The sequence below is a fragment of the Pseudoalteromonas sp. NZS100 genome, assembly GCF_015864815.1.
Taxonomy (GTDB): domain Bacteria; phylum Pseudomonadota; class Gammaproteobacteria; order Enterobacterales; family Alteromonadaceae; genus Pseudoalteromonas; species Pseudoalteromonas distincta.
On the sequence record NZ_JADYWM010000013.1, the window covers coordinates 26449 to 37593 of the forward strand.

At 38.2% G+C, this 11145-nt stretch carries 12 protein-coding genes; 7 read left to right on the forward strand and 5 right to left on the reverse strand.

Going from position 1 to position 11145, the window contains the following annotated elements; genetic code table 11:
• Positions 1-11 precede the first annotated feature (11 nt).
• From I6E69_RS13770 to I6E69_RS13780, 3 genes are all read right to left on the reverse strand, one after another.
• On the reverse strand, positions 12-1490 hold the full coding sequence (locus I6E69_RS13770; RefSeq protein ID WP_197121449.1) for a cellulase family glycosylhydrolase: 1479 nt from the start codon (positions 1488-1490) through the stop codon (positions 12-14).
• A 400-nt stretch (positions 1491-1890) separates the two neighbouring features.
• Positions 1891-2241, reverse strand: a complete 351-nt coding sequence (locus tag I6E69_RS13775; protein WP_002962450.1) for a hypothetical protein — start codon at positions 2239-2241, stop codon at positions 1891-1893.
• An 88-nt stretch (positions 2242-2329) separates the two neighbouring features.
• Positions 2330-4681 (reverse strand): TonB-dependent receptor, encoded by a 2352-nt coding sequence (locus tag I6E69_RS13780; RefSeq protein ID WP_197121450.1) that lies wholly within the window; start codon positions 4679-4681, stop codon positions 2330-2332.
• Between the two features lie 219 nt (positions 4682-4900).
• On the opposite strand from I6E69_RS13780, the gene I6E69_RS13785 reads away from it, so the two are divergent.
• The 6 genes from I6E69_RS13785 (at position 4901) to I6E69_RS13810 (ending at position 8684) form a co-directional block, all read left to right on the forward strand.
• Positions 4901-5530 carry a hemolysin III family protein gene (locus tag I6E69_RS13785; protein WP_197121451.1) on the forward strand — a complete coding sequence of 210 codons (630 nt, stop codon included), beginning with the start codon at positions 4901-4903 and terminating at the stop codon, positions 5528-5530.
• 260 nt (positions 5531-5790) lie between these two features.
• The gene (locus I6E69_RS13790; protein WP_039487643.1) at positions 5791-5985 is read left to right on the forward strand and encodes a hypothetical protein; all 195 of its coding nucleotides are present in this window, start codon (positions 5791-5793) and stop codon (positions 5983-5985) included.
• Positions 5986-6072: 87 nt separating this feature from the next.
• On the forward strand, positions 6073-6345 hold the full coding sequence (locus I6E69_RS13795) for a zinc ribbon domain-containing protein (protein ID WP_197121452.1): 273 nt from the start codon (positions 6073-6075) through the stop codon (positions 6343-6345).
• Positions 6346-6766: 421 nt separating this feature from the next.
• Entirely contained in the window at positions 6767-7222 is a 456-nt protein-coding gene (locus I6E69_RS13800; RefSeq protein ID WP_197121453.1) for a hypothetical protein, read from the forward strand.
• A 167-nt stretch (positions 7223-7389) separates the two neighbouring features.
• Complete coding sequence (locus I6E69_RS13805) at positions 7390-7650, forward strand: hypothetical protein (protein ID WP_138490446.1); 261 nt, start codon at positions 7390-7392, stop codon at positions 7648-7650.
• Between the two features lie 455 nt (positions 7651-8105).
• The gene (locus I6E69_RS13810; protein WP_197121454.1) at positions 8106-8684 is read left to right on the forward strand and encodes a DJ-1/PfpI family protein; all 579 of its coding nucleotides are present in this window, start codon (positions 8106-8108) and stop codon (positions 8682-8684) included.
• A 56-nt stretch (positions 8685-8740) separates the two neighbouring features.
• On the opposite strand, the gene I6E69_RS13815 is transcribed toward I6E69_RS13810, so the two are convergent.
• Both I6E69_RS13815 and I6E69_RS13820 read right to left on the reverse strand, forming a co-directional pair.
• Positions 8741-9052, reverse strand: coding sequence for an MGMT family protein (locus I6E69_RS13815; protein WP_149603666.1), 312 nt, complete (start codon positions 9050-9052; stop codon positions 8741-8743).
• On the reverse strand, positions 9042-9938 hold the full coding sequence (locus tag I6E69_RS13820; RefSeq protein WP_002958590.1) for a LysR family transcriptional regulator: 897 nt from the start codon (positions 9936-9938) through the stop codon (positions 9042-9044). The genes I6E69_RS13815 and I6E69_RS13820 overlap by 11 nt, the downstream gene beginning before the upstream one ends.
• A gap of 122 nt (positions 9939-10060) precedes the next feature.
• Here I6E69_RS13820 and I6E69_RS13825 point away from each other — a divergent pair, with 122 nt between their 5' ends.
• Positions 10061-11143, forward strand: a complete 1083-nt coding sequence (locus I6E69_RS13825) for an efflux RND transporter periplasmic adaptor subunit (protein ID WP_039487629.1) — start codon at positions 10061-10063, stop codon at positions 11141-11143.
• Positions 11144-11145: the final 2 nt, after the last annotated feature.

An 11145-nucleotide genomic window follows, 5' to 3' on the forward strand; every position in this document is an offset into this window, starting at 1 on the left:
ATTTAACGCGCTTAACTACAGCTATAGATAAGCGTCCACGAAGCATCACTTCCTGGAATGCTGTTTGTATACCAATTTGCGCTGTATGCATTACCTTGATATTGCATTTTATCGTCGGTTTTATTGTGAGTAAACGGACCGGCCGAATAATCTTTTTTTACCCAATTAGGATATGCATTAATACCATTACAATCTGTTGAACTTACAACACTGCATCCGTTTGTATCAACACTTGTACCAGCGGGTGTATCTGGGCACTGATCAATATCATCATTCACTCCATCGTTATCCGCATCGCTTTGTGGTTCAACTACTTCAACAACGCAACCTACATTATTAACAGTTTCACCTACAGGTGTATTAGGGCATTGATCAACACTATCGCTAATACCATCGCCATCGCTGTCAGTTACCTCACAACCAATACTATCAACCGTTGTACCTGCGGGAGTATTATCGCACTGATCAAGGCTGTCACTTATACCATCGCCATCAGAGTCTAAAGCAACCGTACTACCACCCCAACCTTGAATGATCTCTTTAACTTTAGTGCCTGACGCGGTTAATGAATTCCAACTACCGCCTGGAGTAAATAACGAAGCACCTTCGTTTTTATCATTTAAAGCCCAGTTAGCGTGGCTAATATTGTTTGTTTTAAAAAATGCCATCCATGCATCAGTTTCATTAGCATTAACACCACCATTGCCATCAGCATTAACTGTTCCCCACTCTGTAGCAAATAGTGCAATGCCGTTATCGAGTGCTGTTTGTGCTTTATTTCGATACGATTGACCATGCGTGCCAGCATAAAAATGCAGAGTGTAAGCAATATTGGCGCGATCTATCGGGTTTTGTGATGCCACATCAACATCTTGCGACCACGTAGGCGTACCAACCACAATTAAGTTATCAGGATCGATTGCTCTAATTTTATCAATAACTGTTTCTGCGTAAGGCTTAATATCGTTAGCCCATGAAATTTGTAACGGCTCGTTATAAATTTCATAAATAACATTGTCGTACTGCCCATATTTGGTAGCTACGTCTTCAAAAAAGCGAACTGCAGTCGCCTGATAGGTATGTGCTTCATGGCTATGAAAATCAATAATAACGTACATATCTTCGCTAATAGCTGCGTTTACAACAGTATCAAGACGGCTCATATTGCCCTCCCAATCAGAGTTCAAACTACCACCAGTACTCGTACCATGACCAATAGCTGCACGAATTAATGTTGCATTAAATTCAGTTTTTGCCTTTGCTACTGTTTGTGCTGTATAAAACTTTTCAGCGCCCCAACCGGTGTTACTCCAAAATAGGCTAGGTCCTGCAAAGCTTGTGTTTTCTCCACCTGCAAGAATTTGATTCCCACTCACCGTTAACTTCTCAACAGCAGCATTGGCCATAGTTGAGCATCCTAATAATAAAGCTAACGATAAGCTCGCCACTTTAAAATCCTTTCTTTTGTGATTATTTGAACTGTTATTCATCGTATTTCCTTAAATTGAAATTATCAGTCGTCATCGTCTGACGTAATAAATTGACACCAAACCAATACTTAATAGTTAAACAAAGTTAATTTGGCGAGCGGAAAGTACCATTTATTTATTAACATTAAATGAATAAAAAGGTACAAGGAAAAGGATTTTAATTAACTAAATATCAACAAGTGAGCGATTTAACGAGGTTTGAGGATTTTACTGGGTATATACAGGAATTTACACGATGTTTACATGGTGCAGGCGAAAATCTCGGTTACAAAAAATATGTATAAAAATGGAAAAAGCAGTAATAATAATTATTACCGCCATCAATAATAGCTAAATATCAGGGATAAATATGCGGGAAGAAAATTAATAAGCCAACCAAACCGAGTTCTGATTAACTGGCTTATTTTTTAGTGGGCAGCGCTTTTCTGCCCAAACGATATGCATCGGCTATGCTCAGCACCCAAATTATAATCATTAAAGGTACGTACTTATATTCAGCGAGCTGAGCGCAGGCGTTAGATGGTTGTTGCGCGGCTTTTAAAATGGCCGTAACCGACATGGGGATTTTTCCGTTTACAATTTCATTTGCAGTACACTGTGCAATCGCAAATATATCTTGAAAGGTTAAAATTAAAAGAACAGAGAATACACCCGCAAAAATAGCGCCTATAAGGTGTTTTTTTAAAGAAAAATGCCCCGCTCCAGGATAAACAATGGCGGTAAGTAAAGCAGCTTTTAGATCTTGTTTCATTTTTACCTAATATAAATTCACTTTAACGTGATCACATAAAAAAGCCACTTTGCAGTGGCTCAATTAAAATATCAAGTAGTTAAATGTATTATTGTCCGCCAAACCCGAGAGTTAACTCAATACCAACAAAACGAGGTGCCCCTGCAACAAATGTTGGATTGCCAAATCCCCCTCCAGTATTACCTGCATCAACTAAATACTCTTTATCTAATAAGTTACTGGCAAATACACTAACGGCCCAATCATCACCACTTGCAATTCCTAAGCGCGCACTGACTAATCCAAGCCCAGGTTGGCTAATATCTAAGCCTGATATTGGCGCATTTGCTGGCTCAAAAAACACTTCAGAGCGGTAGCTATATATTAAAGAGCTCGTTAAATTAAGTGAGTTCGACAATTCTGTTGAATAAAACAGCCCCGTACTAAATGTCCACTCTGGTTGTAATCTAAATTTATTACCTGCGAGGTTACCGTTATTACTATCATCATCTATTTCAGCATCGAGGAAAGCCGCATTGGCAAATACCTCAAACTCATTATTAATTAACGCCCTTACTTCAGCCTCTGCGCCAACATTAGTGGCAGATCCCGCATCAGCAGAAAACGCAACGCCTTCATCATCCTGTAACGTAACCTGAAAGTTAGAGTAATCTTGATAAAATACAGCGACAGAGTAATCTAAACGCCCGTCAAGTGCTTTACCTTTAATACCGGTTTCGTAGTTCCAAATAATTTCCGCTGGAACTTCTGATATAGAGGCTTCAACACTTCCTTGTTCGTCGTTAGCCGAACTTACTTCAAGTACTTCCGAACGACGTCCTTTTGAAACAGTCGCATACATATTTGTAGTAGGGTTTATTATATAAAGCGCATTAAAACGTGGCAGCCAATCATCATAATCAGCATCGCCATAGAATGTTTCACCATTCGTATCAACCGTAAACAATGGCGCTTGCGTCAAAACACTATTGGGTGCAGCAGAGCTATAACCACTGCGCTTTTCTTCTTTTATATAACGAAGACCCGCTGTTAACTCCAGTGCCTCAGTTGCAGCATAAGTTACATCAGCAAACGCTGAGTACGCTTTGTTTTCACCATAGTTTGTAAACTCTAATGAATATGGCAACTCGTTTATTGCACCACCTGTTAATGCTGGCGTTAAAATATTAACGCTACCAACATTATTAATACAAGGAACACCTGTACCCAATACGCCTAAGCAATTTAAAAATATAGACTCCTCTGTACTAAATGGAATACGCTGGCTACCATCTTCTTCAAAGTAACTCACACCAAAAATACTAGTGAACTTATTCTGCGTATAAACAGCGCGTAATTCTTGGCTAAATTGATCGCCCTCAGCAGCTTCTGCAAATTCTAAAAACCATGCTTGCGTACCATCAGCATCAAACACTTCTAAAGAATCAAAATTACGCCCTGCAGTAATTGAGGTGATTGTTAAATCGTTACTTACATCCCAATTTACAGTCAAATTTAAATCGTTAACTGTGCGCTCCACACCTAAGTCTTTTTTTCCAAACACAGACTCTGCATACGGACTACCTGGCATTTCAACAAAGCTATATGGACTTGTATCACCACCGGTTGGTGCATAAAGCCCATTTTTAAAAGATGTACCCGAGTCATCATTTTTTTCATACGTATACACCAAATCAATCGTTACATCGTCACTAGGTGTAATACGTAAAGACGGACGATAAGAAAAACGCTCAATAGCATGCATATCATCTTGCTTAAACCCAGCCGGATTTTGGGAGTTACTATCTCCTGCAATATTTTTTATAAACCCATCACGTTCACGATAAGTAAAAGCAACACGGCCTTGCAATAAATCATTGCCACCCGTTACAAAGCCACTAACACCTTTGGCCGAGTAATTACCAACGGATGCTTTTAATTGAGCCGAAAAATCTTTTTCTGGTTTACGTGTTGCTACACTAATAGCCCCCACAGAAGCTGCTGTTCCAAACAGTGTTGCTTGTGGTCCCTTAACAACTTCAATCCCTTCTACATCAAAAAGCTCAAAGTATGAGCCACGAGAGCGTGATACATCTGCTCCGTTATAATAAATAGACACACGAGGGGATGATTGAGACGACCCACTATCAGACGTAATACCACGAATTACAAAGCCTGGGTTGTTAGGGCTTTGCTCTTGAATAACAAGCCCTGGTGTTATTTCAGATAAAGTGTCGAGTTCGCCAATACCTAAGCTTTCTAAAAAGTCGCCATCGTAGGCACTTATTGTTACAGGCACATCTTGTATTGATTGCGCACGCTTTTGAGCAACAACCACTATTTCATCAAGTTCTTTATTTATGGTTTGATCTGCAAAACTATTTGTTGATGTAACGCAAATCATCGCAACAGACAATTTAGTAAGTTTAAGAAAAGGCCGTGTTGTTAATTTATTTTTCATGTTTATCACTGTTCGTCCGGTTAATTGTTTTTAGGAATTACCAGTAATCTAACGAACTATTACGACTTTTTTACGTCTTATTAATTACGCATTGGTTAAATTGATGTTTCAACTTTATGAAAAATAATAAATTATTATATTTATATAAAAATTATAATATTGAAAAACTCAGCGTACACTTGTACACTAAAATTCATTCAAATAGTGGTAGGATCTGTCATGTCGTTAGAAGCGCCCTATTCTAAAAAAGAAGAACAACTAAACGTAATTAGCCATGCACTTGGTATTGTATTTGCCGCATTTGTTATGTGGGATTTATTTAGCCAAGCCACCAGCACTAAAGCGTATATTAGTACTGCAATTTATGGCAGTAGCCTATTTGTGCTGTTTTTGTCATCCACTTTGTACCACGCCAGTATTCAACCGCGCTTAAGAGCCTTTTATAAAAAGTGCGATCACTGCGCCATATACTTATTAATTGCCGGCACCTACACTCCCTTTTTATTAATCTCATTAACCGGTGCTTGGTCATGGGCAACACTTACATTTATATGGACTGTGGCACTGGCGGGCGTTGCGTACAAAGTATTTGTAAAAAACGGTAATAAAAAAATATCACTCGCCACCTACTTACTCATGGGCTGGTTTGCACTGGCTATTGTTTATCCGCTTTATTCAAGTGTTGATGTAAAAGCACTTTACTGGCTACTTGCCGGCGGCATTTTTTATAGTTTAGGTACTTTTTTTTACAGCGCTAAAAGCACCCAATTTAGCCACGCTATTTGGCACTTATTTGTTATTGCTGGGTGTGTTTGTCATTATATTTCAATTAGTAATTATGTTTATTGAGCTGGTATAGCCAATTAATATGGTCTGGTTTGAGCGATAAGCCGTCACTCAGGTAAGTTTTCATTAACTTAGTAAGAATAAGAGGAAACGTTCCTCTTTTTTACATGTTTATATAAGCCGCAGGAAGAGTAATATTTATAGTTGGCAATTACTTATAGTATTTGCTATTAATATAAGTTCACAAAATAAGGATGTTTTCACGCTAAAATAGGGAAGTGTCCTCTGATAAAGATGTTAGCAGTCTAAAGGAGTATCAAGTTATGGAGTCACTATTTAAATCTATTGCCGTCGGAGTTTTTGTTGGTGTAGCAGGTGCTTTATTTCTATATATATTTTCAGAGTACATATCAGAACAAAATGAAGCACTAGTATTCGGTGTTTTTGCAGGTGTAGCTTTTCTCCTTATTGACATTATTACTAAAAAACTAAAGTCAAATAGCCGAATAGACAGCTAACAAAAACATCATGGTGGGAATTTTACTCGCTGAAAAGGCGCTCCTAAAGTCTCCATATGTTAAGCGTTAGAGTGTTAATGGAGAACTATGGCAACTTGTAAAGCGTGTCATGAAGAAATACGTGATGATGCTACTGTGTGTAAACATTGTGGTCATAAAGAAAAGGTGGATGCCAATAGCGTCGGAATATACATTGGTGTTATTTTGTCTGTTATTTCCTTAGCTACAATTGCTTTTTCTACAGCGGTTAAATTATTTGAAAGTAAAAATGCAGATATTGTGGGCCAAGTCTTAAGTTTTGAAAACGATAAACTAGATTTATCACTTTCTAACAGGGGTAAAAGCTCTGCGGTTATTTAGGATTTGACAATTACCTACCCTGAGACAGGTAGATGTAATCAAAAGGATTATGAAGTCACAACAAGGATGGAGCTCAAGAAATCAGTTATAGAGCCCAATAAAACTATAATCGTACCTTCAAAAACCAAGGATGAAAGTTCTCTTCATATAGCGGATATGTCTCCTGAAACTAGGGCTGATGAAGAGTTTAAAGATTTACTTAAATCAATTAGTTTTTATACTGCTAAAGTTATTTAGATTTCGATAATGAATTCAAAAATAAAGAAATAGCTTTTACTTGTGCGCCATTAGCTGAGTGTATAGAACACTCTAACAAGTCGTTAAAGCAGGACAAATAACAGTTGGCTTTGCTCCTGCGTCGCTTATTTTAGCCAACAATTATTTGTCTCTGATTGAGGCGTTAGCTATCAAAGAGAGAGTTGTGAAATTATCACGTATATTGTTATTGACCTTTTTATTTAGTTTCCAATCAAATGCCGAAGTGTTTGATGCAAAATCCTTCTTTGAGTCATCAATTGTTAATACAACAGCGAAAGCTCATGAATTTGTTGATTTATATTTAACTCAAAAAAACTTTAAAAAAGCACATGAACTTTTATGCTCTGATATTGCGGAAAGAACTCCTTTATCAAGTTTGGAGGCTGTTTATGAGCAGCTAAACAAGTTTGCTGACCTAAGTAAATTCAAGAACCCTGAAATTATTGATGCAAATGTTCAATTACATAAAACTGAGCCATACGGTTTAGTTAATTATGTTGTGGTACTAAAAGACAAAGATAATCAAAAGTTAACAGGTTATGTGAGTTTTAGAGCTAATAATGCTTGTATGTGGGGTTGGCGCTTTCAACCAATGATTACAAAGTCATTTAATAGCTAACAAGCTGTTAAAGCAGGACAAAATTCAAAATTGTGCATATTTTCTGGAAATTACTTTTCGCTAGATAAGGTATTTTCCTGAATTAAAGATTTGTAAGTTATGTGAATTTCTATTAGCTACGGAATTTACTTAACTTCGGAAGAACTTAAATACAGAGGGTTGATGGAGTGTCTCAAGAACAAGATGCATGGGAAAAGTTTTTAAGTTTATGCCAAAAAGGCTTCATCAGTTGTACGTTTTCCGATGAACTTACTGAAGTCTGTGGTGGAGATGCTAATGTTGCTTCAGTGGTTTATTACCACAACAAAGACAATGCATTGAAATGGATGCGGTCAAAAGTGCCTGCACTTAAAGATAAAACTCCAGCATTTTGCGCAAGGTCAGATATGCCCTTACTAAAAACTGTACTAATGTCATTTCCGTGTTAATTTATCAGAAAGAAACATTTTATAAGGCCATCCACCCAAGCTCCGGTGAGTGATGGCGCGTTAAGTGCTAGAGGGTGAATTTGAAAATCTAACAAGTTAAACAAAAAATAGATTTACTGGAGCACTTAGGGTTAAAACTCGATTTGATAATAATTCACTCAGTAAGTTTGTTAAGTTTGACGCACTCAAAAAGACAAGTGGTCAAATCATGACTTCAGACATTACAACTACTGACCGTCTTCGTATGGCACATTAATGCCCTTGGAATTGAGCTTGAAACTGTTTCTAAATGTTTGAACTAACAAGGAGCTTATTTGAGTTAAAAAATGACAAAATTCACATATTATAAAAATTTATCTTTATCAGTTTAAAGCAGAAAAATGAGCGTGGCAACAGCAGAAGTATTCGTGATTAGCGCATTTTAAGATTGTTATGTGTAATGGAGTATACAGAGTATGAATATCGGAATATACATATACGATGATGCAGAAGTTCTTGATTTCTCTGGACCATTTGAAGTTTTAAGTACTGCAAATCGTTTAGGCAATAAAAATTGGAATGTATTTTTAGTTTCTGAAAAACCTGATGTTGTACAAGCTCGTGGTGGTTTTCCAGTGCACGGACATTTCTCATTTGAGACGCATCCGAATATTGATGTGCTTATAGTTGTTGGAGGTATACATACAGGGGAAGTTAAAAAGCCTACTGTAATATCTTGGATTTCGAATGTTGCTAGTACATCAAAAAGAGTCGCATCTGTCTGTACAGGATCGTTCATTTTAGCTGAAGCTAATTTACTAAATGGTTTAACAGTTACAACGCATTGGGAAGATATAGCCGATCTCAGTGCGACCTACCCGAAATTAAATGTTGTGAGTGATCATCGTTGGGTCTCTCAAGGTAAATATATAACTTCTGGTGGCATATCAGCTGGAATTGATATGAGTTTACACTTAGTGTCAGAACTATCGACATTAAATTTAGCTGAGCAAACAGCTAAGCAAATGGAGTATCACTGGCAAAAATGCACATAACAACAGGCTAAGTCGTCGTAGTCAGCTATGGCACTTACCTGCCAATAATAGTCATATCACTCCCACCGGCACTCGCGCATATTCACTTTGTCGTTTTTAAACAGTACGCCTTCTGATAATAACTTTTCGCGTTGTTCTTGGTATTTTTCGCTACCTTCAGGGAATGATATTTTACCTTGGCTATTCACTACCCTGTGCCAAGGTATAACCGAGTCGTTTGGCATCACTTTTAATAAGCGCCCGACCAACCGTGAGTTTTGCGGGTAGCCCGCAAGAGCTGCAACTTGCCCGTAGCTTGCCACTTTACCTATTGGTATGCCTGCGATAACAGTATAAATAAGTGTTTCTTTATCAATATCAGCGTTCATTTAAATACGCCTCACTAAGTACTTTAAATTGCTCCCAAATAGTGCGCGCTACAGGGCCGTGGTGCACTGCATGTTGTCTAAAGGCTCTAATTTGTGCGCTAAATTTATGCTCTCGGTCAGTTATGTGTATTTCTTGAAGTAAGCCTGCTTTTATTTCAGGAGCGCAGTGCTCTAAGCTCATCATTGCCCAACCTGCGCCTGAGAGTAAAAACGATTTTAAGGTAGATACATCATCAATTTTCATCATGGCGGAGCCTTTTGAGTACGATAGTCTGTCACTGTCGATACTCAAGTCACTTTCAAACATGGCTAAACACGGATACGTTTGTAGTTCGCTATAGGTTAGCTTTTGAGGGAGTACGCCTTTAGCGCTGACAATGCCAATATCGAGCCTGCCTATAGGTACGCTTTCTAAATCACCTGTCGCATGAAATAAATCAAACCACGGACCAATGCCTAATTCGGCTTGCCCACTATTTACTTGCTCTAACGAAATAAAGCGCTTCCCGCTTGTTAAGCTAAATTCGGTGCTGGTAAACAATCTAAAAGTATTACTTATGATCTCGTTGTAACTCTGCGTATGGCAAAGTTGTTCGTAACAAATTCTAAATTGGGGTTCATTACCGAGTGCCAATTCTTTAGCAAGCTGCGCTAGCTCGTCGTTGGCATGCAGAAGTTGCTGCGCCTCGCGGTGGAAAATACGCCCTTTTTCAGTAAGCTGTAATCGGTACTTACTTCTGTCTAGCAACTCAAACCCTATTTTTTCTTCTAGATTTTTAATAGCAAGTGTAAGCGCTGGCTGCGTTTTATGTAGCTTTAGTGCTGCCCCGCTTAAGCTTGCGCTTTGCACTATGGCATCTAAAATTATTAATTGATTCAGCTTCATATAGCACTCTGCAACATTATAAGTAAAACTTATTGAGTTTCTAAAATTTAATGATTTTTATTTTATATGTTTGCAGCGTATGCTGCACTTAATTATTTTGCCATCATTGCAACGGAGAAGACATGAAACTCTTTCGTCTATGTTTTTTAACTACGACTTTACTAAGCTTAATAGCCTGTTCTGAGCCAGAACAACAAGTTAAAGAAGAGCCCATTCGCCCTGTTAAATTATTCAACATAGGTCATGATTCTCAAACTAACATTCGCAGCTTTCCTGCTGAGGTTGTTGCAAACCAAGGCTCTTACTTGGCGTTTAGAGTAAATGGTGAGCTTGTTGAGTTTCCGGTTTTAGCAGGTGAAGAAGTTAAAAAAGGTCAGCTACTGGCAAAGCTCGACCCAGAAGACTTTCAATTACAATACGATGATAGAAAAGCCCGCTTTGAGCTTGCTAAGTCGCAACTTGGTCGTATTGAGCAATTACTTGAAAAAAGAATCGCAAGCCAATCTGAATACGATGAAGCATTAGCCAATATGCAGGTGGCAGAGTCTGCCTTTAAAATTGCCGAAACAAACCTAGAATACAGTGAATTACGCGCACCATTTGCAGGCACTGTGGCTAAAGTATTTGTTAAAAACTTTGAAAACATTCAAGCCAAGCAAAACATTTTACGCTTAGAAACACGCGACTTAATGGATGTAGAAATCCAAGTTCCTGAAAAAATAATAGCGCGCATTAAAAAAGGTACCGATTACCACCCTACCGTTGTGTTTGATGGCTTTGCAAAAAAAGAATACACCCTTGATTTAAAAGAGTGGGATACACAGGCTGATCCAACCACCCTGACCTACCAAGTTGTTTTTTCGCTGCCAGTACCTGATGACTTTAATTTACTTGCCGGTATGACTGGGCGTGTATTTATTGATTTATCTAAAGTTACTAGCTCGCAAGTAGCGTATACAATTTTACCTGTTGAGTCGGTTTTTTCAGAAGCAAAAGAAAGCGTGTCTGATAACGCGTATGTGTGGTTATACAACCCAGAAACAGGTGTTGTTAATAAGCAGGCTGTAAAAGTAGGGCAAGTTCACCGTGATGGTATTGAAGTACTTAGCGGCATAAAAGAAGGCCAAATGGTTGTATCTGCCGGTGTACATTCATTAGATGAAGGCATGAAAGTACGTCCATGGAATAAAGAGCGAGGCTTATAATT